This window comes from Amycolatopsis sp. cmx-8-4 (assembly GCF_046548675.1).
In the GTDB taxonomy this organism is placed as follows: domain Bacteria; phylum Actinomycetota; class Actinomycetes; order Mycobacteriales; family Pseudonocardiaceae; genus Amycolatopsis.
The window spans coordinates 84578-105230 of the sequence record NZ_JAEBDZ010000011.1 but is presented as its reverse complement, the minus strand read 5'-3'; the positions used below and the strand labels follow the sequence as shown (position 1 = coordinate 105230).

19 protein-coding genes and 1 pseudogene are annotated in these 20653 nt (G+C 72.5%); 6 read left to right on the top strand and 14 right to left on the bottom strand.

The genetic code is table 11. The annotated features are described in order from the left end of the window. Positions 1-21: 21 nt before the first annotated feature. The 3 genes and pseudogenes from ACLJQZ_RS24145 to ACLJQZ_RS24135 all read right to left on the bottom strand — a co-directional run bounded on the left by ACLJQZ_RS24145 (position 22) and on the right by ACLJQZ_RS24135 (position 5033). Positions 22-1224: pseudogene (locus ACLJQZ_RS24145) on the bottom strand (GNAT family N-acetyltransferase). 78 nt (positions 1225-1302) lie between these two features. Beyond that, positions 1303-2097, bottom strand: a complete 795-nt coding sequence (locus ACLJQZ_RS24140; RefSeq protein WP_410622148.1) for a DUF4333 domain-containing protein — start codon at positions 2095-2097, stop codon at positions 1303-1305. 158 nt (positions 2098-2255) lie between these two features. After that, complete coding sequence (locus ACLJQZ_RS24135; protein ID WP_410622147.1) at positions 2256-5033, bottom strand: DEAD/DEAH box helicase; 2778 nt, start codon at positions 5031-5033, stop codon at positions 2256-2258. A gap of 224 nt (positions 5034-5257) precedes the next feature. Between ACLJQZ_RS24135 and ACLJQZ_RS24130 the strand changes: the two genes are divergently transcribed. After that, positions 5258-5824 carry a hypothetical protein gene (locus ACLJQZ_RS24130; protein ID WP_410622146.1) on the top strand — a complete coding sequence of 189 codons (567 nt, stop codon included), beginning with the start codon at positions 5258-5260 and terminating at the stop codon, positions 5822-5824. 9 nt (positions 5825-5833) lie between these two features. Here ACLJQZ_RS24130 and ACLJQZ_RS24125 read toward each other — a convergent pair whose 3' ends face one another. The 7 genes from ACLJQZ_RS24125 to ACLJQZ_RS24095 all read right to left on the bottom strand — a co-directional run bounded on the left by ACLJQZ_RS24125 (position 5834) and on the right by ACLJQZ_RS24095 (position 10770). Next, a complete protein-coding gene (locus ACLJQZ_RS24125) occupies positions 5834-6715 on the bottom strand; it encodes a diacylglycerol/lipid kinase family protein (RefSeq protein WP_410622145.1) in 882 nt (293 codons plus the stop codon). Continuing rightward, the gene (tatC, locus tag ACLJQZ_RS24120) at positions 6715-7689 is read right to left on the bottom strand and encodes a twin-arginine translocase subunit TatC (protein ID WP_410622144.1); all 975 of its coding nucleotides are present in this window, start codon (positions 7687-7689) and stop codon (positions 6715-6717) included. The genes ACLJQZ_RS24125 and tatC overlap by 1 nt, the downstream gene beginning before the upstream one ends. Positions 7690-7775: 86 nt before the next feature. Next, a complete protein-coding gene (tatA, locus tag ACLJQZ_RS24115) occupies positions 7776-8105 on the bottom strand; it encodes a Sec-independent protein translocase subunit TatA (RefSeq protein ID WP_410622143.1) in 330 nt (109 codons plus the stop codon). A gap of 31 nt (positions 8106-8136) precedes the next feature. Next, the gene (locus ACLJQZ_RS24110; RefSeq protein ID WP_247051880.1) at positions 8137-8349 is read right to left on the bottom strand and encodes a bacteriophage holin; all 213 of its coding nucleotides are present in this window, start codon (positions 8347-8349) and stop codon (positions 8137-8139) included. 9 nt (positions 8350-8358) lie between these two features. Beyond that, positions 8359-9339, bottom strand: a complete 981-nt coding sequence (locus tag ACLJQZ_RS24105; protein WP_247051881.1) for a helix-turn-helix transcriptional regulator — start codon at positions 9337-9339, stop codon at positions 8359-8361. Continuing rightward, entirely contained in the window at positions 9336-10328 is a 993-nt protein-coding gene (locus ACLJQZ_RS24100; protein ID WP_247051882.1) for a helix-turn-helix transcriptional regulator, read from the bottom strand. Before ACLJQZ_RS24100 ends, ACLJQZ_RS24105 begins: the two co-directional genes overlap by 4 nt. 10 nt (positions 10329-10338) lie before the next feature. Then, on the bottom strand, positions 10339-10770 hold the full coding sequence (locus ACLJQZ_RS24095; RefSeq protein ID WP_410622142.1) for a winged helix-turn-helix transcriptional regulator: 432 nt from the start codon (positions 10768-10770) through the stop codon (positions 10339-10341). 105 nt (positions 10771-10875) lie between these two features. Here ACLJQZ_RS24095 and ACLJQZ_RS24090 point away from each other — a divergent pair, with 105 nt between their 5' ends. Together ACLJQZ_RS24090 and ACLJQZ_RS24085 are read left to right on the top strand one after the other, a co-directional pair. Further along, positions 10876-11802, top strand: coding sequence for an NADP-dependent oxidoreductase (locus tag ACLJQZ_RS24090; RefSeq protein WP_410622141.1), 927 nt, complete (start codon positions 10876-10878; stop codon positions 11800-11802). Between the two features lie 20 nt (positions 11803-11822). After that, the gene (locus tag ACLJQZ_RS24085) at positions 11823-12521 is read left to right on the top strand and encodes an SDR family oxidoreductase (protein ID WP_410622140.1); all 699 of its coding nucleotides are present in this window, start codon (positions 11823-11825) and stop codon (positions 12519-12521) included. Here ACLJQZ_RS24085 and ACLJQZ_RS24080 read toward each other — a convergent pair. Both ACLJQZ_RS24080 and pafA read right to left on the bottom strand, forming a co-directional pair. Beyond that, on the bottom strand, positions 12518-13543 hold the full coding sequence (locus tag ACLJQZ_RS24080) for a WD40/YVTN/BNR-like repeat-containing protein (RefSeq protein ID WP_410622283.1): 1026 nt from the start codon (positions 13541-13543) through the stop codon (positions 12518-12520). The genes ACLJQZ_RS24085 and ACLJQZ_RS24080 overlap by 4 nt on opposite strands. 114 nt (positions 13544-13657) lie before the next feature. After that, positions 13658-15016: a Pup--protein ligase gene (pafA, locus tag ACLJQZ_RS24075; protein WP_247051886.1), complete on the bottom strand. Its 1359-nt coding sequence runs from the start codon at positions 15014-15016 to the stop codon at positions 13658-13660. 143 nt (positions 15017-15159) lie between these two features. On the opposite strand from pafA, the gene ACLJQZ_RS24070 reads away from it, so the two are divergent. The 3 genes from ACLJQZ_RS24070 (at position 15160) to ACLJQZ_RS24060 (ending at position 18764) form a co-directional block, all read left to right on the top strand. Next, positions 15160-16641: a bifunctional phosphatase PAP2/diacylglycerol kinase family protein gene (locus ACLJQZ_RS24070; RefSeq protein ID WP_410622139.1), complete on the top strand. Its 1482-nt coding sequence runs from the start codon at positions 15160-15162 to the stop codon at positions 16639-16641. A gap of 129 nt (positions 16642-16770) precedes the next feature. After that, a complete protein-coding gene (locus ACLJQZ_RS24065; RefSeq protein ID WP_410622282.1) occupies positions 16771-17955 on the top strand; it encodes an alpha/beta hydrolase in 1185 nt (394 codons plus the stop codon). A gap of 32 nt (positions 17956-17987) precedes the next feature. Then, positions 17988-18764 (top strand): class I SAM-dependent methyltransferase, encoded by a 777-nt coding sequence (locus ACLJQZ_RS24060; RefSeq protein WP_410622138.1) that lies wholly within the window; start codon positions 17988-17990, stop codon positions 18762-18764. A 53-nt stretch (positions 18765-18817) separates the two neighbouring features. Here ACLJQZ_RS24060 and prcA read toward each other — a convergent pair whose 3' ends face one another. Both prcA and prcB read right to left on the bottom strand, forming a co-directional pair. Then, a complete protein-coding gene (prcA, locus tag ACLJQZ_RS24055; RefSeq protein ID WP_410622137.1) occupies positions 18818-19633 on the bottom strand; it encodes a proteasome subunit alpha in 816 nt (271 codons plus the stop codon). A 58-nt stretch (positions 19634-19691) separates the two neighbouring features. Then, positions 19692-20546: a proteasome subunit beta gene (gene prcB, locus ACLJQZ_RS24050; RefSeq protein WP_247051889.1), complete on the bottom strand. Its 855-nt coding sequence runs from the start codon at positions 20544-20546 to the stop codon at positions 19692-19694. Between the last annotated feature and the right edge of the window lie 107 nt (positions 20547-20653).

Here is a 20653-nt window from a genome sequence, read left to right as displayed (position 1 = left end):
CTCACCCCCGGCGGTGCGGACTCAGAAGAAGCTACCGCACCACGACTGGACGCGCGTGCTGAACAGGACGTCGGCGGCCGCGGGGGCGGCCGGGTCGCGGACCTCGATCCGGCCGGCGTCGGCGAGCGCCGAGGCCCGCCAGGTGCCGAGGTAGAGCATCGCGAGCGTGGTGACGTCGAGAGCGAGCGCCGCCGGTCCCCCGGTGCGCTCGGCGCCGTCCGGCGTGATCCGGTAGGTGCCGGAGTTGGCCGGCAGCAACGGATCGGCGACCTCGACGACGACCGGCGCGGCGTGGCCGTACTCGCGAGCGGCCAGGGCCTTCGGCACGTCGACGAGCCGCAGCCAGTGCTCGTCCTCGACGCGGTCGACGTTGCCGCGGCGGTGATCGGCCAGGATCAGCTCGACCGGCTCGTCCAGCGGCCGTTGCTCGGCGACGATCCGGTCCACCAGGTCGATGCCGAGCAGGAACCGCCACAACCCGGCCAGCGCGGCCGGCGTACCGGCGAACATGTCGGACACTTCCAGGGTCTTGGTCCACGGGTGGGCGTGCAGGCCGCCGACGACGTAGAGGGCGTAACCATCGGGTCCGTCCGGGCCGTGGTGCACGAGGGCCTTCACCGGATCGGTGCTGCGGCGGGCGTGGTTCTCGTAGAGCCGCCACAGCACCTCCGGGCGGGTCATCATCCCGGGCCGGTGCTCGACGCGCTCGTAGACGCCGGGCAGGGCCGCGACGGCGTCATCCAGCTCCAGCAGTTCGACCTCCCCGGTGGCGGGCGCGTCCGGCCGCAACCGCGCGCGGTGCCGGTCGACGCTGTAGGTCCGGCTGCGCGTCGCCAAGCCGTAGCCGTACCGGCCGTAGATGAGCGCCTCGGAAGCGAGCAGGTTCGCGAACACCACCCCGCGCGCGGCGAAGTCCGCCAGCTGAGCGGACATCATGGCCCGCAGCACGCCGCGACGCGTCCGGTCGGCGCGGACACCGACGCCCGTCACGCCGGCCATGGGCAGCCGGGCGCCACCCGGCACCGTCAGCTCGGCGTCGAAAGCCCGGGCGGTGCCGATGAAATCCGGATCGAACACCCCGATCGTGCCGCCGGACTGGTAGGCCCGCGCGGCACGTTACCAGTCCTTGTCGTCGGACGGCGGCACGTGCAGGGTGGCGCGGAAGAGGGTGCTCGCGGCGCGGTGCTCGTCGTCGCGCAGCGTCCGGATCTCGAAGTCGGTCATCCCCGGATCATCTCCGGAGACGGCGAGGTCCGGCCACCGCAATTCGCGGCGACCGGACCTCGGCCGAACCGGGTGACGCTACTTGGTGGCGGGCGGGGACACCTCGTAGTTGCCGCCGTCGCCCTTCACCGTGATCGGGATCTGCTGCGGCTTGCCGGCGATCGTGGCGGTGCACTCGAACTTCGCACCGTCCTCGACCTTCTGCTCGGCCGGGCAGGTGACGCCGGTGACGCCGTCGATCTTGTAGGTGTCGGAGAGCAGCTTCTGCACGTCCGTCTGCATCTGGGTGTTGTTGAAGACCTGCGTCTTGAAGAACCCGGGCGCGACGAAACCGAGGATGCCGACCACCGCGACGACCACGACCAGCACCACGATGCCGATCAGCAGGCCCTTCTTCGACTTCGCCGGCTTCTCCCCCTCGGGAGCGGCGGACGCGCCGGGATACTGGCCCTGCTGGCCGTAGTCGTACTGGCCCTGCCCCCCGGGCGGCTGCTGCCCGTACTGCGGCTGGGCCTGCGGCCCGCTCGGCGGGTACTGCCCACCGGGTGGCTGCTGGCCGTACCCGGGCTGCGCCTGCGGGCCGCTCTGCGGATACCCGCCACCGGGCTGCTGCCCGTACGGCGGCGGCTGCTGACCCCACTGCGGCTGCTGCGGCGGGGTGTACCCACCGGGCTGCTGACCCCACTGCTGCGGCTGCTGGGGTTGCTGCGGCTGACCCCACGGCTGCTGCTGGTTGGGGTCGTACGGCGGCTGCTGCGGCTGCTGCTGGCCCCACTGGGGCTGTTCCTGCGGGCCGCTCGGCGGGTACGCGCCGCCCGGCTGCTGCCCGTACTGGGGCTGCTGTGGGTCGTTGCCGCCATACGGCGTGCTCATCGTCTGCCTCCGCCTGCTTCGTTCATCTCATGCCCAGCCCGATATCGCCGCCGAGCCGCGTACGCACGGTTCGTGGCCGATCCAACCACAGGTCCGGGCCCAGCACACGCGACCACGCTCTCCTGCCGCACCGAGGCGGACCACGCCTCACACCAAGCTCACGCCGCACCCGCGGCGACCACACCGCGCCGCAGCGCCTTGACCGCCTCGGCCGCCGTCGCCCCCACCGGATCCGCCCGGCCCAGCACGTCCCGGATCTGGTCGAGCAGATCGATCACCTGACGCGACCAGCGCACGAAGTCACCCGCCGACAGCTCCTGCCCGTTCGCCTCGGCCGCCGTGAGCACCTTCTCCAGCGACTCGCCGCGCGCCCACCGGTAGACCGGCCACGCGAACCCGGCGTCGGGCTCCCGCGTGCGGTCGAGCCGGTGCCGCCGCTCGTCCTCGGTCAGCTCCACCCACAGCCGCGCGGTCTCCTCCCACGCCTCGGGCACCGCGCCACCGGGCAGCCGCGGCTCCCCCGCCGTGTCACGCCGGGCCTCGAACACCAGCGTCGAGACGACGGCGGCGAGCTCGGCCGGGCCGAGCTTCTCCCACACGCCGTTGCGGATGCACTCCGCGGCCAGCAGATCCGACTCGCTGTAGAGCCGGGTCAGCCGGCGGCCGTGCTCGGTGACGCGGTCCTCGCCGTCACCGGCGGACTCCGGCCCCAGATAGCCGCGCTCCCCCAGCAGCGCGAGGATCCGGTCGAACGCGCGGGCCAGCGAGTGCGTCGTCGCCGCGACCTTCCGCTCCAGCTGCTCGGTTTCCCCGGTCAGCCGCTGGTACCGCTCCACCCAGCGCAGGTTCGCTTCCCGCTCGGCCAGCCCGTGGCACGGGTGCGCCCGCAACGCCCGCCGCAGCGCCGCCAGCTCACCGTCCTCATTGGCCCCCGCGCGCCGCTTCTGCCTGCCGGGCAAGGAAATCCCGGCACCTCGCAACGTCGTGGCGATGTCCCGGCGGGTCTTGGGCGAGCGCAGCTCGATGTGCTTGGGCAGCTTGATCCGGCCCAGCGCCTCGACCGGCGCCGGGAAATCCGCCACCGACAACGGCCCCGACCACCGGTCCTCGGTCACCACGACCGGCCGCGGCTCACGGATCGGGTCGAGCCCGGGATCCACGACCACGGCGAGCCCGGCACGCCGGCCCGCGGGCACCGCGATGACGTCACCCTTGCGCAGCTTCTCCAGCGAATCCGCCGTGTCGGCGCGCCGCACGGTCGTGTTCTGCCGCGACAGGGCCTTCTCCCGCGCCGACATCTTCGCGCGCAGCTCGACGTACTCGAGCATCTCGTCGAAGTCGCCGGTCACCGCGTTGGTGTAGCCCTTGAGGGCTTCCTTGTTCCGCTCGATCCGGCGGGCCAGGCCGACCACCGACCGGTCGGCCTGGAACTGCGCGAACGACTGCTCCAGCAGGTCACGCGCCTGCGCCGCACCGACCTGGGCGACCAGGTTCACCGCCATGTTGTAACCCGGCCGGAACGACGACCGCAGCGGGTAGGTCCGCGTCGACGCGAGCCCGGCGACCTGCTTCGGGTCGACCCCCGGCTGCCACGAGACCACGGCGTGGCCCTCGACGTCGATCCCCCGGCGCCCGGCCCGGCCGGTGAGCTGGGTGTACTCCCCCGGCGTCAGCTCGACGTGCGCCTCGCCGTTGTACTTCACCAGCCGTTCGAGCACGACAGTACGAGCGGGCATGTTGATGCCGAGCGCCAGCGTCTCGGTGGCGAACACCGCCTTCACCAGACCGCGGACGAACAACTCCTCCACCGTCTCCTTGAACGCCGGCAGCAACCCGGCATGGTGCCCGGCGATCCCCCGCTCGAGCGCCTCCCGCCACTCCCAGTAACCGAGCACCCCGAGATCTCCCTCGGGCAGCCCGGACGTGCGCTCGTCGATGATCCGGCGGATCTCCTCGACCTCGTCGGGCCCGTTGAGCCGCAACCCCGCCCGGACGCACTGCGTGACCGCGGCCTCGCAGCCCGCCCGGGAGAAGATGAACACGATCGCCGGCAGCAGCCCGGCCCGATCCAGCTGCTCCACGACCTCGACGCGCGACGGCGGCCGGAACCGCGGCATCCGCGGCCCACCCCGCCGCGCCCCCCGCGGACCGTGGAACCCCGCCGGCGCGTACTGACGGCCGATCTCCTCGGTGCGGCGCAGCAGGGTCGGGTTGATGCGCAGCTCGGCGTTCGGGCTGTGGACGTCTTCCCCGGCGAACAGGTCCAGCAGCCGGTTGCCGACCAGCATGTGCTGCCACAGCGGCACCGGCCGGTGCTCGTCCACCACGACGGTGGTGTCCCCGCGGACCTCGACCAGCCACTCGCCGAACTCCTCGGCGTTGCTCACGGTCGCCGACAACCCGACCACCCGGACGTGCTCGGGCAGGTGCAGGATCACCTCTTCCCACACCGCGCCCCGGAACCGGTCGGCGAGGTAGTGGACCTCGTCCATCACGACGTACCCGAGGTCGGTGATCGTCGAGGACCCGGCGTAGAGCATGTTCCGCAGCACCTCGGTGGTCATCACGACCACCTGCGCGTTGCCGTTGATCGAGGTGTCCCCGGTCAGCAGGCCCACCGCGTCCGACCCGTACCGGGCCACCAGATCGCCGTACTTCTGGTTCGACAACGCCTTGATCGGCGTGGTGTAGAAGCACTTGCGCCCCTCGGCCAGGGCCAGGTGCACGGCGAACTCGCCGACGACCGTCTTCCCGGCCCCGGTGGGCGCGCAGACGAGCACACCGTGGCCGCCCTCGAGGGCCTCGCACCCACGGATCTGGAAGTCGTCGAACTCGAAGGAGGATTCCGCCGCGAAGCGGGTCAGCTGAGGGTGCTTCCCCCGGCGCGCGGAGGCCGCATAGGCCTCGGCCGGGGAAGGAGAAGGGCTACTGGCCACTCCGTCAGGGTTCCACACACCACCGACAGTTTGCACGCGGCGTGACCAACGGCGTGGCGTGACGTGGTCATCGGGTCTTCCGTCGTCGCTGGTTTGGTTCTTCGTGCGCGAGCCGGAGGCTCGCAACTAGCCCGGCCGTATATGTCGTTATACACTCAAGTCTGCTGGTCCCGAGGGAACCGGTCCGGTGGTTTCGCCGTCGGAGCGGCGATGAGGAGGACGTCGTGACCGCACCCTGTCCGAGCTGTGGGCAGCTGGACCAGGTCCAGCACGTGCCCGCGGTCTACTACGGCGGGCACTCCTACTACCGCGGCCAAGGCCCCACGGTCGCCGTGCCGGCCGGTGATGGCGTGATCTACACCAGCAGCCAGGTCTCCGGGGTGACCGTCACCGGGGTCGCGCGGGCGCTTGATCCGTTCCCGCCCCGGCGTCGCGGTGGCGGGCTCGTCGCGGGCGTGGTGCTGCTCCTGATGGTCGGCAGCTGCTTCCTGTGGCTGCCGTTCTCCGCGGTCGACGACCCTCCCCCGGGCGGCACCGGCGGGCTGGTGCTGGGGTTCGCGCTGCTCGCGTTGCCGTCGGTGTGCGTGTTCGGGGGCGCCGGGACGCTGATCTGGCTCTACGTGCGGCGGGTGCGGGAGTACCGGCGACGGCGGGCCGGGATCCCGGCCGCGCAGGCGCTGTGGGAACAGGGGTGGTTCTGCCACCGCTGTGGCGGCGTCTACCTGGCGCAGGGGCCACTGATGGCGCCCGCGCGGTTCCGGGAGCTCGTCTGCGAGGCCGGGGGCTACTGAGTTAGTTCACTAAGCCAGGACCGTCAGCGCGCCGGGGACGCAGGTGACCGTCACCGGGACCGTGCCCTGGGGCTCACCGTCGGCGTAGGCGGGCCAGGTGTTGCCCGTCAGGGTCACCGAGCGGGCCCGGAGCGTGCGGACCGCCGGGTGGGTGACGTGGTTGCCCGTGCGCAGGCCGGGCAGCATCCGGATGAGGCCGCGGCGGGTCGCGTGACCGATGACCGTGACGTCGAAGACGCCGTCCTCGGGGTCGGCCGTCGGGCAGATCGGGACACCGCCGCCGTAGAAGCGGGTGTTGCCGATGGCCACCAGGGTCGCGTCGAGCTCCAGGCGTTCGGTGCCGGTGTCGACGACCACCGGGCGGGACCGGAACGCGGCCAGCTCGGCGAGGATCGCCACGTCGTAGCGGCGCGGGCCGGACGGCCAGCGCATCCGGTTGGCGCGTTCGTTGACGCTCGCGTCGAACCCCGCGCAGAGCACCGTCGCGAACCAGGTTTCGCCGACGCGGCCCAGGTCGATCCGCCGGCGCGCGCCGGACTTCAGGGCCGCCACCAGGGCGTCGACCGCGGCCATGGCCTCACCGGGGACGCCGAGGGCGCGGGCGAAGTCGTTGCCGGTGCCCGCCGGGACGAGGCCGAGCGCGACGTCGTGGCTCGCGCAGAACTGGACGCCCTGGTGGGCCGCGCCGTCACCGCCGAGGACGATCAGGACGTCGAGACCCGCGGCGTGGGACGTCCGCATCAGCTCACGGGACTCCTCGACGGAGTTGGCCACGAGGACGTCGAGGCGGTCGACGACGGTGCGGAGCCGTTGGGCGACCGTGTCCGCGATCCGGGCGGCGGCGCCGTGCCCCGAGGCCGGGTGCACGGCGAGCGCGGCGTGGATCCCCACTACGTGATGTCGTCGGTGCCGGAGGACCGGCCACCGGAGGCGGTCGGCGTGGAGGGCTCGTCGTCGACCTTGCTCGGCGTGTAGTCGAACGGCGCGGCTTCGTCGTCGGCCAGCTTGTCCCAGCCCTCTTCGGACCGGAGCTGATCCTTCTTGCGGTCGTGGAAGCGCGACATCTGGATCGAGATCTCGAACAGCACGGTCAGCGCGGCGGCCAGCCCGAGCATCGAGAACGGGTCCGAGCCGGGAGTGGCGAAGGCGGCGAAGACGAACAGCGCGAATACGATGCCGCGGCGCCACTTCTTGAGCTGGACGTACTTGACCACGCCGACGCGGTTGAGCATGACCACCAGCAGCGGCAGCTCGAAGCTGATGCCGAAGATGACCAGCAGCGACAGCATGAACGAGATGTACTTGTCCGCGGTCAGCGCCGTGATGAACTCGCCCTGGCCGAAGCCCATCAGCAGCTGCAGCGCGTGCGGGAACAGGATGTAGGCGAGCACCGCGCCGGAGGCGAACAGCACCGAAGCGAACGACACGAACGTCAGCGCGTACTTGCGTTCCTTGGAGTACAGGCCCGGCGCGATGAACGCCCAGATCTGGTAGAGCCAGGCCGGGGCCAGCACGACCGCACCGGCGGCGACGCCGACCTTGATCTGGATCATGAACGCTTCGAACGGCACCGTCTGCAGCAGCTGGCAGCCCTGGGCGCCGTTGAGCCGCCGGTCCGCCGGGATCGCGCAGTACGGCGCCTTCATGATCTCGCCGAGCGACGGGACCGGCCCCAGCCTGGTGCTGAACCAGATGAACCCGAAGATGCCGCCGATGACGACGGCGAGCAGGGCGAAGCCGAGCCGGCGGCGGAACTCGTAGATGTGCTCGATGAGCGTCATCGTGCCGTCGGGGTTGGCGCGGCGGCTGCGCTTGCGCCGCTTCGTGCCGCGGTTCTCCCCGTTCCCGGAGGCGGGTTCCGCCACTGGAGTTTCCGTTCTCGTCGGTGTCCTTCGGAGCGCGCCGGGCTCGGCGCGCTCCGTGGACCAGGGACCGGTGGTGGACTACCCGCTCAGCTGGCGTTCTTCTGCTCGGCGGCGGGCGCCTGCTGCTGCTTCTTCAGCTCGTCGAGCTGCCGCTGCAGGTCGGCGACCTGCTGGTCGGTGGCCGACGGGGCGGCGGGCACGACGGGCGTGACCGGGATCTGCCGGGTCTCGACCGGCTCGGCGTCTTCGTGCGCCGCCGCCTTGTGCTCGCCGGTGAGGTCCTTGGTCTCGGCCTTGAAGATCTTCATGGACTTGCCGATGGACCGGGCCGCGTCGGGAAGCCTCTTGGCCCCGAACAACAGCACGACGACGAGCACCAGGATGATCAAATGCCACGGCTGCAATCCGTTCAGCATGGTGGCCTCCTATCTGCGTCTGGTAGGGATGTTACTGGTTTTCCGGCTTGCGGCGGCGCTGCGCGAAAGCGACGCGCAGCGCCGCCGACCGAGCGCGGACGAGTCCGGCCCGGTCCTGGGTGTTCGTAGCCACCATGCTCGCGGTCTGCTTGAACCCACGCAAGACCCGCGCGGTGCGCACCAGCAGGAGCACGAGCAGCAGGAGGCCGACGGCGGCGAGCACGATGGTGGGCAGGTACGGCACGCGATCAGCCTAGTGGTCGCAGGTTGACGGAAGGTGACGGGCTCGGGCCACCGCGTCGGCGGCGCGGCGGCCAACATCGGAGGCCAGGTCGGCCGGGCTCTCGACCAGCGCTTCCCCGCTCAGGCCCAGCACCAGGCGCACCATCCAGGACTGGTCGGCGTAGCGCATCCGGATCCGCAGGCGGCCGCCGTCGAGCTCGTCGAGCTCTTCGCAGGGGTAGTACTCGGCTACCCAGCGTGCGTCCGGGTCGAGGACCAGGACGGCCTCCCGCTGATCGGGACGCTCGCGGAAGACACCGTCGGAGATGTCGGTCGGGTGGGCGTGCGCGGGCGGGCGCGACGGCTCGTCGAGCACGGTCAGCTCGTCGATCCGGTCCAGCCGGAACAGCCGGACGCCCTCGGCGCGGCGGCACCACGCCTCCAGGTACCCGACGGCCTGGACGATGAGCACCCGCATCGGGTCGACCGTGCGCTCGGTGACCTGGTCCTTCGACGCGGTGTAGTAGCGGATCCGCATCGCCTTGCCGGCCTGCAGCGCCCGGGCGACCTCCTCGCGGGTCCGCGCGGTCTTCTTGCCCTCGCGCACGCCGCCGCCGACGACCACCCCGGCCGGCTGGGCCTGCCCGGCGGCGGACTCGATCTTGGCGATGGCGCGGCGGACGGCGTCGCCGTCGACCACGCCCGGGGTCTCCCCCAGCGCCCGCAGCGCGACCAGCAGGGCGGTCGCCTCGCCGCCGGTGAGCCGCAGCGGGCGGTTCATCCCGGCGTCGTGGGTGACGACGATCGTGTCACCCTCGAACGACAGGTCGATCAGGTCGCCGGGGCCGTAGCCGGGCAGCCCGCACATCCAGAGCAGCTCGAGGTCCTTGCGCAGCTGCTTCGGCGTGACGTCGAAGTCCTGCGCCGCTTCGTCCACGCGGATGCCGGGCCGGGCCAGCAGGTAGGGCACGAGCGCCAGGAGCCGGGGCATCCGGTCGCCGGAGCCGCTCATCGGACACTCCCCTGCTGCTGCCGGGCGACGACGGCTTCCAGCCGGTCCTGGACGGTCTTGGCGAGGACGTCGGGCTCCAGCACGACGACGTCCGGGCCCTGCGCGGTGATCCAGTCGGCGGCCGACTCCGGGAAGTAGAGGCCGATCTCGACGAGGTCGCCCTCCTGGCCGTCGACGCTGGAGCGCCCGATGACGGTGCCGCGGCGGCGGACCCCGGCGGCGCGGCCGTCGGCGACCCACAGGCGCGCGGTGGTGACCGGGGCGGGCTCGGACGCGCCGCTGGTGGCCGACACCAGCTGCAGCAGGTTGACGCCTTCGGGCCGCTGCACGGCCCCGGGCTTCCCGACGGGCCGGACCTGGCCGGTGACGCGGGAGAGCCGGAAGCAGCGGGTGGCGCCGCGGTCGCGGTCGTGCCCGACGACGTACCAGCGGGCCTTCCACGACACCACGCCCCACGGTTCGAGGGTGCGCATGATGCGTTCGGGCGAGCCGCTGCGGCGGTATTCGAAGCGCACGGCCTGGCCGTTCTGGACCGCCGCGAGCAGCGGCCCGAACGCCGGTTCGGCGCGCACGCGGGGCTCGACGACGGTCGGGGCCTGGTCGTCGACCTCCAGGCCGGCGGCGCGCAGCTTCACCAGTGCGCCCTGGGCCTGCCCGGTGAGCTCCGGCGAGTCCCACAGCCGGGACGCCAGCGCGACCGCGGCGGCTTCGTCGGGGGCGAGGTCGATCTCGCCGAGCTCGTAGTCGCGGCGGGCGATGCGGTAGCCCTCGATGGCGTCGAAGGCGGAGTTGCGGCCGGTTTCCAGCGGGATGCCGAGCTCGCGCAGCTCGGTCTTGTCCCGCTCGAACATCCGGAAGTAGGCGTCGTCGCTGGCCGCGTCGCCGTATCCGGGCACGATGCCGCGAATCCGCTCGGCGGTGAGGAACTGCCGGGTGGACAGGAGGGCCAGCACCAGATTGACCAGCCGTTCGGCGCGTGCGGTGGACACCCGGTAGAGACTAGCCCGCGCCGCCCGGCCCGATCGTGAGGTCCGGTGTACGCGCGTCGTAACCGGCGCGGGCGGTGCTGACCTCGTCGAAGTTGGCCTCGGCCCAGTCCTTGAACGCCGACATCAGCGCGCGGAGGCTTTCGCCAAGCGGCGTAAGGGAATAGTCGACGCGGACGGGCACCGACGGGGTCACCTCGCGGTGCAGCAGGCCGTCGCGTTCGAGCACCCGCAGGGTCTGGGTGAGCATCTTCTGGCTCACCCCGGCGATGCGCCGCGAAAGGTCGCTGTAGCGCATCGGGCCGTCACCGAGCGCCACCAGGACGAGGCTGACCCACTTGCCGGCGATCTCGTCGAGCAGCTTCCGGGTCGGGCAGGCGGCGAGATAGGCGTCGTAGGCGGCCTTTTCGGCCTGCCGCTTCTGTTCCGCCGTGCGCGTGGGCACCGGGCGAACCTCCTGGTACGGGGGGAACCTGCGGGTACGTACTTCCCGATGGAGAGTAGCTCCCCATACGTTCGTGGGGAAGATCCGACCCGCGAAGGAGCGAAGATGCGTGCGATGGTGGTCCGCCGGTTCGGCGGTCCCGAAGTACTGGAGCCCGTCGACGTCCCGGCGCCGTTGCCGGGCCCCGGCCAGGTGCGGATCCGGGTGGCGGCGGCCGCGGTCAACCCGGTCGACGCCGCGACCCGGTCCGGGCTGCTCACCGAGGCCGGGATCATCCCGCCGCGGGACGTGCTCGGCCTGGGCTGGGACGTCGCCGGCGAGGTCGACGCCGTCGGCGCGGGCGCCGGCTTCCGGGTGGGCGAGGCGGTGATCGGGCTGCGCGACCGGCTCGCGACCCCGCTCGGCGCCTACGCCGAGCAGATCGTGCTCGACGCGGCCGCCGTCGCCCCCGCGCCGGCCGGCGTCTCCCCCGCCGAGGCGGCGACGCTGCCGCTCAACGCGCTGACCGCGGCGCAGGCCCTGGACCTCGTCGCCACCACCGGGACGCTGCTGGTCACCGGCGCGGCGGGCGCGGTCGGCGGCTACGCGGTCGCCCTGGCCCACGCCCGGAAGCTGCGGGTGGTCGCGGTGGCCGGAGCCGCCGACGAAGCACAGGTGAAGGCGTTCGGCGCGGACGAGTTCGTGCCGCGCGGGCCGGCGCTGGGCGACCGCGTGCGCGCGCTGGTGCCCGGCGGGGTGGACGCCGTCCTCGACACCGCGCTGCTCGGGCTGGACGCGCTGGACGCGGTCCGCGGCGGCGGCGAGTTCGTCGCCTTCGCCGCGGGCACCGCGCCGATCCCGCTGCGCGGTGTCCGGGTCCGCGGCGTCTGGATCCGGGCGGACGGCGCCCGCTTGGCCGAGCTGGCGCGGCTGGCCGCCGAGGGCGTCCTCCCCCTGCGCGTCGCGGACGTCCTGCCGCTGGCGGACGCGCGGTCCGCCCACGAACGGCTGGCCGCGGGCGGGCTGCACGGCCGTCTCGTGCTGACGCCGTGAATCCTCCCTAGCCTGGGGACATGGATGATCGTGTTCTCCTCGTCACCGGCGCTTCCCGCGGGCTGGGCGCCGCGACCGCGCGGCTGGCCGCCGCGGCCGGCTTCAAGGTCGCGCTCGTGGCGCGCGAGGCGGAGTCCGTCGCGGCCCTCGCGGCCGAGCTCGGCGAAGACCGGGCGCTGGCGCTGGGCGCCGACGTCGCGGACTGGCCGGCCATCTCCGGGGCCGTCGCCGAGACCGTGCGGAAGTTCGGCCGGCTCGACGCGGCCTTCGCCAACGCCGGGATCGGCGTCGGGACGTCGTTCTTCGGCACCGCCGACCCCGACCCGACGGCGTGGGAGGAGATGGTCCGCGTCAACGTGCTCGGCGCGGCCTACACCGCCCGCGCCGCGCTGCCCGCCCTGGCGGAATCGACCGGGCACCTGCTGATCACCGGCTCGGTCGCGGGCCGCTACATCCGCAACGCGAGCCTGTACTCGGTGACGAAGTGGGCGGTGACGGGGATGGCCGGGGCGATCCGCGAGGAGGCCGTCGGCACCGGCGTGCGCGTCACGCTGGTCCAGCCGGGCATCACCGACACCGGCATCCTCAGCGACGAGCAGCGCAAGAAGCCGAAGCTGGAGCCGGACGACATCGCCCGGGCCGTGCTCTACGCGCTGCAGCAGCCGCCGCACGTGGACGTCAACGAGATCATGGTCCGGCCGACCGGGCAGGTGCGCTAGCCGAGCCGGGCGACGCGGCCCTTGGTGCCGGACGCCCAGCAGCTGCCGAACGCGGTGCAGTCCACGCTGTCGAAGCTGCCGGTGTCGAACGACGTCCAGTGCCGCCCGCCGTCGGGGCTGAGGTCGCTGCCGCCGGGGCCGACGGCCAGGACCGTGCCGCCGCGCCAGGCCAGCCCGGAGCGGTACCCGGCGGGGTACTGCGCCGGGGTGCGCCAGGTGCGGCCGCGGTCGTTCGACAGCGCGACGGCGGGACCGGGTGCGGTCGGCGCGGCGAAGTCGCCGCCGATGGCGACGCCCTGCCACGGCGTGCGGAAAGCGAGGGCGAACACGCCGGCCGACGGGCTGCTCGGCAACGGCGTGTCCGACGCCGTCCAGTGGCGGCCGCCGTCACCGGAGTGCAGGACGCGGGCCGTGGCGCCGCCGCCGGTGGCCAGCCAGGCGTCGAACGGGCCCGCGGTGGTGACGCACTGGCCGCTGGCGGCGAACCCGGCCTCGCCGGGCAGCGCGGGCGGGAAGCCGCTGTCGGTGACCTGGCGCCAGCTGCGGCCGCCGTCGAAGGTGGCCTGCATCCGGAACCTGCCGTCCACCGGGTCGCTCATCGCGAGCCCGCGCCACGGGTCGAAGAACGCGAGGCAGTCGTAGAACGCGGCGGCGTCGGTGTTCTGGAACGTCTGACGCCAGTGCGCGCCGGCGTCGTCGGTCCGGTAGACGCGGGAGTCGGTGCCGGGGCCGATCGACAGGATCACGGCGTGGTCGGCGTCGAAGGCCTCGATGTCACGGAACTCGAGGGTGCCGGTGCCGGGCGGGCCGACGGACTTCCAGCTGCGGCCGCTGTCGACGGTGCGCAGGACCGTGCCCTGGGTGCCGCTGACCCACGCGACGCGGGCGCTGACCGCGGACAGACCGCGGAACTGGGCGGTGACGCCGGTGGCGCTCAGCTCCCACTTCGGCAGGTGCCCTGTGGCCGACGCGGGCACAGCCAACGCCACCAGGAGACCGAGGACGAGAAGCACCGCACGCAGCACACGCATGGGCAGATCCTGCCGCACCCGCCCGCCGACTTTCGTAGGGTCAAAAGCCGTGAAGGCCTCCTTACCGGCCATAAGAGCCGGTAAGGAGGCCTTCACGGCTTTGGGCTAGAGCGAGCTGATCAGGCGTTCGACGCGCTCGTCGACCGAGCGGAACGGGTCCTTGCACAGCACCGTGCGCTGGGCCTGGTCGTTCAGCTTCAGGTGCACCCAGTCGACGGTGAAGTCGCGCCCGGCGGCCTGGGCGGCGGCGATGAAGTCGCCGCGCAGCTTGGCCCGGGTGGTCTGCGGCGGGGTGTCCTTGGCGGCCTCGATCTCGCCGTCGTCGGTGACCCGGCGGACCAGGCCCTTGCGCTGGAGCAGGTCGAAGATGCCCCGGCCACGGCGAATGTCGTGGTAGGCCAGGTCGAGCTGGGCGATGCGCGGGCTGGACAGGTCCATGTCGTGCTTGTGCCGGTAGCGCTCGACCAGCCGGTGCTTGATCGCCCAGTCGATCTCGGTGTCGATCTTGCCGAAGTCCTGCTGCTCGACCGCGTCCAGCGCCCGGCCCCACAGCTCGATGACCCGGTCGTTCGCCGGGCTGGAGCCGTTGTCCTGGAGGTGCTGCACGGCGCGGGCGTAGTACTCGCGCTGGATGTCCAGCGCCGAGGCCTCACGACCGCCGGCGAGGCGCACCTGGCGGCGGCCGGTGAGGTCGTGGCTGATCTCGCGGATCGCCCGGATCGGGTTGTCCAGCGTGAAGTCGCGGAATTGGACGCCGGCCTCGATCATCTCGAGCACCAGGTTCGCCGACCCGACCTTGAGCATCGTCGTCGGCTCGGCCATGTTCGAGTCGCCCACGATGACGTGCAGGCGCCGGTAGCGCTCGGCGTCGGCGTGCGGCTCGTCGCGGGTGTTGATGATCGGGCGCGACCGGGTCGTCGCGCTCGAGACGCCTTCCCAGATGTGCTCCGCACGCTGGGAGAGGCAGTAGACCGCGCCGCGCGGGGTCTGCAGCACCTTGCCGGCGCCGCAGATGAGCTGCCGGGTCACCAGGAACGGGAGCAGGACGTCCGCGATCCGGGAGAACTCACCCGCGCGGGTCACCAGGTAGTTCTCGTGACAGCCGTACGAGTTGCCCGCCGAGTCGGTGTTGTTCTTGAACAGGAAGATGTCGCCGCCGATGCCCTCGTCCGCCAGCCGCCGTTCGGCGTCGACCAGCAGGTCCTCGAGGATCCGCTCGCCGGCCTTGTCGTGCGTGACGAGCTGGACCAGGTCGTCGCACTCCGCCGTCGCGTACTCGGGGTGCGAGCCGACGTCGAGGTAGAGCCGGGAGCCGTTCGACAGGAAAACGTTCGAAGAACGGCCCCACGAGACGACCCGCCGGAAGAGGTAGCGTGCCACCTCGTCGGGCGAGAGCCTGCGCTGGCCGTGGAATGTGCACGTGACCCCGAACTCGGTCTCGATGCCAAAGATCCGCCGCTGCATTCCACCAGAGTAAGCGCTGCACCCCCCTCGACGGTGGGCCGTTCGGGCGTCGACACGCCCCCAGTAGGCCACAGACGGTGAAAAGTCCCCGAATCAGGCACGATTGGAGCACATCCCTTGACGTCGCGCGGAAGGCGGACCTCTTGTCACACCAGCTCATCCGGGCGTTCCGGCGGGTCGGCCGGACCGACCGCGCCCTGATGCGCCGCAGCGCCCGCTTGCCGGCCACGAAGGCCGACGACGCGCTGATGGCGCTGACCCGGTCGGCGAACAAGTCCCGCCTCTGGTGGGTGGTCGCCGGGGGGCTGGCGGTCCGCGCGGGCGCGACCCGCCGCGGCGCGCTGCGCGGCGTGGTCGCCATCGCCGGCGCGAGCGCCGCCGCGAACCTGATCGGCAAGCCGCTCTTCCCCCGCCGCCGCCCGGCCGAAGAAGAGATGCCGATGCACCGCCGCCTGCGGAAACGCCCGACGTCGTCGTCGTTCCCCTCCGGCCACTCCGCCTCCGCGGCGGCCTTCGCGACGGCGGTGGCCATGGAGTCCCCGCGCGCCGGGCTCGTCGTCGCGCCGCTCGCGCTCGCGGTCGCCTACTCGCGCGTCCACACCGGCGTGCACTGGCCCTCCGACGTCGGCGTCGGCCTCGCCATCGGCACCGGCGTGGGCCTGGCGACCCGGCACTGGTGGCCGCTGCACGACGACATCCCTGGCCGCTCCGCCCACGACGCCCACGCCCCGGAGATGGTCGACGGCGACGACATGCTCGTGCTGGTCAACCCCCATTCCGGGGTGAACGGGCAGGATCCGACCGCCGACGTCCGCTTCGCCTGGCCGAAGGCCGAAATCCTCTACCCCGACTTCGAGCAGGACCTGCGGGGTCAGCTGGAGGCCGAGATCGACGCCCGCGGCACCATCCGCGCCCTCGGCGTCGCGGGTGGTGACGGGACCGTAGCGGCGGTCGCCTCGGTCGCCGCCGAGCGGGACCTGCCGCTCGCCCTGATCCCGGCCGGCACGCTGAACCACTTCGCCCGCGACATCGGCGTCCGCTCGATGCCCGACGCCGACGCGGCCACCGAGGTCGGCAACGCCGTCGGCATCGACCTCGGCGAGGTCGGGGTCGAAGGGCCCGACGGCCCGGCGCACCGCTGGTTCGTCAACACCGCGAGCCTCGGCGGTTACCCGGAGATGGTCCGGCTGCGCGAGAAGCTGCAGGAAAAGCACCCGAAGTGGCCCTCGGCCGCGATCGCGCTGACCCGGACGCTGCGCAACGCCAAGCCGCTGACCGTCCGGCTCAACGGCAAGCTCACCCAGGTCTGGCTGCTGTTCGTGGGCAACGGCACGTACGCGCCGAAGGGGTTCGCCCCCAGCAGGCGGCCCGCCCTCGACACCGGCCTGCTCGACGTCCGGTACCTGCGCGCCGACCTGCCGTACTCCCGCGCCCGGTTCCTGCTGGCCATGGTCACCCGCAGCCTCGCGGCCAGCCACGTCTACCAGGAGCTCGACGTCGCCGAGCTGGACGTCGAGCTGCTCGACGGCCACCGCCGCGTCGCCACCGACGGCGAGGTCGGCCCGCTCGGCAACCGGTTCCGCTTCAAGTCCCGCCCCAGCGCGCTCACCATCTACCGTCTTTAATCTTCGTTTACTTTCTCTCAACGAACCCACAGCGTCCCCTGGCTAGCGTCAAGATCGAGATGCGGGCCCTCCTGCCCGCAGCCAGGGGACGAGTGGGGTTTCGATGCGGTGGCACCCGGCGTGGCGCGGATGACGCCGCAGGTCGCCGTGGATCCGGTGCTGCCGGGCGACATCACCGCCCGCGCCCGCGACCTCGGGCCGTTCGAATCCCCGTTCATCTGGCTCGCCTTCGCCACCGCCGCGGTCGCGGTGCTCGCCGCCGTGATCGCGCTCGCGCACCGGCGCCGCGTCCGCCGCTGGGGGTTCACCGCGTTCGGCGTCCTCCTGCTGCTGGCGGCGGTCACGGCGGTGAACAGCTACGTCGGGTACGTGCGCACCTCCGACGACCTCGCCCGCCTGCTCCAGCGCGGCCCCGGCGTCGTCAACCTGGCCGGCCGCCTGCTCGACGACGACCGCGAAGCCCCGGAATCCGAATCCGAGTCGGCGCCCCACGGCGGCAGCGGCGTCGCGGCCGCCGGCCAGAAGATCGACGTCGTCCCGCTCCCCGACCCCGCGCACGGCGTTCCGTCGGGCAGCAACTACGTCATCCTGCCGGCCGGGTACGGCGACCCGGCCAACGCCGCCCGCCGCTACCCCGTCGTCTACCTGATCCACGGCTACCCGTTCGGCGGCCCGCGCGACTGGCTGACCTCCGGCGACGCTCCCGGCACCCTCCAGGCCCTGCAGCAGGCCAACGTCATCGCGCCGATGATCGTGGTCAGCGTGGACATGACCGCCGGCGTCCCCAGCACCGACTGGGAGTGCCTCGACGTCCCGGGCGGCCCGCAGCTGGAGACCTACCTCGCCCGCACCGTCGTCCCGGCGATCGACAGCCGCTACCGGACGCTGGCCGACCGCGCCCACCGCGCCCTGGGCGGCATGTCCGGCGGCGGCTTCGGCGCGCTCAACATCGGGCTGCACCACGTCGACGAGTTCGCCACCCTGATCATCGCCCTGCCCTACGACGACCTCAACGACTCCGTCGGCGTCCTCGGCGGCGACCAGGCCGCCATCGCCGCCAACACCCCGCGCCGCTACCTGCCGACGATGAAGTTCCCCGCCCCGATCTCGGTGATGCTGGCCGTCGGCACCGGCGCGCCCACCGACGTCACGACGGCCCGCCGCATCGCCGACGCCCTGCACGCCCGCGGCCAGGAGGCGGTCGTCCACGCCGAACGCGGCTTCAACCACACGTGGCACACCGCCCGGGCCACGCTGCCGTACCTGCTGGCCTTCGCCGACCAGACCTTCCGGCAGCCGTCCGCCGCGTCCTGAAACCCGCTTGCCCGCGGCTGGGACCATCGATCATGGACCTCGAGACGCACTACACGGCCGGCCCGGCCGAAACGTCCCGGCTCGCCCGCACGCCCCACGGCAGGCTCGAATACCTGCGCACCCAGGAACTGCTGCGGCGTTTCCTGCCCGGTCAAGCCCGGATCCTCGACGTCGGTGGCGGCACCGGCGTCCACGCGGCCTGGCTCGCCGGCGAAGGCCACACCGTGCACCTGATCGACGTCGTGCGGTCCCACGTGGACACCGCGGCGGCCCTTCCTGGTGTCACGGCCCGGATCGGCGATGCCCGGCACCTCCCGGCGGCCGACGGGACCTACGACGTGGTCCTGCTCCTCGGCCCGCTCTACCACCTGGTCGACGCCCCGGACCGCGCTCGCGCGCTCACCGAAGCCCGGCGGGTCATGCGCCCGGGCGGCCTGCTCGCGGCCGCGGGGATCAGCCGCTACCTGTCCCTGCTCGAAACCGGCGCCGCGGGCACCCTCTCCGCCGATCGGGTGGCACCGATCCACGACGTGGTCACCACCGGCGCCTACGACGGCCACGCCGGCTTCGTGCCGACCCACTGGCACACGGCCGCCGAACTCCACGACGAGCTCGCCGCGGCGGGATTCACCGGCACCGGCGTCTACGGCGTCGAAGGCCCGGCCTGGCCCGCGCTGGACGAAGCCGGGCTCGCCGCATTCGACGGCCGCTTCGAAGCCGCCTTGCGCGCCGCGCGGCTCGCCGAGCGGGATCCGCACCTCGTCCACGCCAGCGCGCACCTACTCGCGCTCGCCCACCGCCCGGCCTGACCGCGGACGCGAAAACGGGGCGTGGTCACCGACCACGCCCCGTTTCGCACGGACTATTCGCCTTCGGGCTTCTCCGGCTCGTCACGCTGGGGGTCCGGCACCGGCAGCAGCGCGTCCAGCGCCGTTCCCGTCAGGCGGCGGAACGCGCGCCGCGGGCGGTCGCGGTCCAGGACCGCGACCTCCAGCTTGATCGGCGGGTCCGTCTCGCCGTTGCCGTTGGCCGACGCACTCGCCGCCGCCGAGGACGAAGAGGACGAGGACGACGAACCGGCCGACGACGACGTCGCCGCGGCGGGCTGGATCGGCGTGCGCAACGCCGTCACCGCCACGCCGAGCGCCGCCTGCAGGTCCAGGCCGTCTTCGAACGTCTCCTTCAGCTTCGTGACGATCTTGTCGGCCTGGCCGCCCATCACGATGAACTGCGGCTCGTCGAAGATCGAGCCGTCGTAGGTCAGCCGGTACAGCTGGTCCTCCGCCGCGCTCGCGCCGACCTCCGCCACGCAGACCTCGACCTCGAACGGCTTGAGCTGCTCGGTGAAGATGCTGCCCAGCGTCGCCGCGTACGCGTTCGCCAGCGCCCGCGCGCTCACGTCACGCCGGTCGTACTGGTAGCCCTTGAGGTCCGCGTGCCGGATACCGGCGACCCGCAGGTTCTCGAACTCGCTGTAGCGCCCGACGGCGGCGAAGCCGATCCGGTCGTAGATCTCGGACACCTTGTGCAGCGTCGCCGACGGGTTCTCCGCCACGAACAGCACGCCGCCCGCGTACTTCAGCACCACCACGCTCCGGCCGCGCGCGATGCCCTTGCGCGCCAGCTCGGAACGCTCCCGCATCAGCTGCTCGGGAGAGGCATACAACGGCATCGTCACGGTGTGCGCTCCAGGTCTTTCGGTGTTCCATCGTTCACTGGTTCAGCTCCGGCCCGCGTCAGGACAGCCGACGCTGCTGGCGCTCGATCCGCCCGGCGATCACGGCCTCCGCCACGGCGGCGGTCTCCGACTCCGGCAGCTGCACGGCGCCGTGCTCGGCGGTGATCGTCACGACGGACGGGAAGATCCGGCGCACCAGGTCCGGCAGGCCCGAAGCGGTGTCGTCGTCCGCCGCGTCGTACAGCGCCTCGACAGCCACTCGCGTGGCGTTCTCGACGTCGGCGTCCGGGTCGTGCAGCTTCTTGAGCGCGGATTTCGCGAACAGCGAACCCGAGCCGATCCCGGCGTACCCGCCGTTCTCCTCGTAGCGCCCGCCCGCGGCGTCGTACGAGACGATCCGGCCGGCGTGCCGCGCGTCCTCGGCCTCCAGGTCGTACCCGACGAAGAGCGGGATCGCGGCCAGCCCGGCCATCGCCATCTCGAGGTTCGCCTTGACCATCCCGGCCAGCTTGTTCGTCTTGCCGTCCAGCGACAGCGAAACGCCCTCGATCTTCTCGTAGTGCGCGAGCTCCACGGCGTACAGCCGCACCATTTCGACGGCCAGCCCGGCCGTGCCCGCGATGCCCACCGCCGAGTACTCGTCGGTGACGTGCACCTTCTCCATGTCGCGGCTCGCGATCAGGTTCCCCGACGTCGCCCGCCGGTCACCCGCGATCAGCACTCCGCTCGCGAAGGTCAGCGCGACGATCGTCGTCCCGTGCGGCACGCCCAGGTCGCCCGCACCACCGGACATCCGGCGCTCCGGAAGCAGTTCCGGCGCCTGCACCCGCAGGAAGTCCGAAAACGACGACGTCGCCGACGAGAAGTACGCCCCCGGCAGAGCGGGACCCGAGATGCCCCTGGTGTTGTCCATACGTGCTCAAAAATCCCATCTGTGCGGGCCTTGGCGGCCGTGGCCCCGCGTTCGGATAACCCCGGCCCGCACGGACCACGGTCACCACCACGCGGAACCCCCGGCCG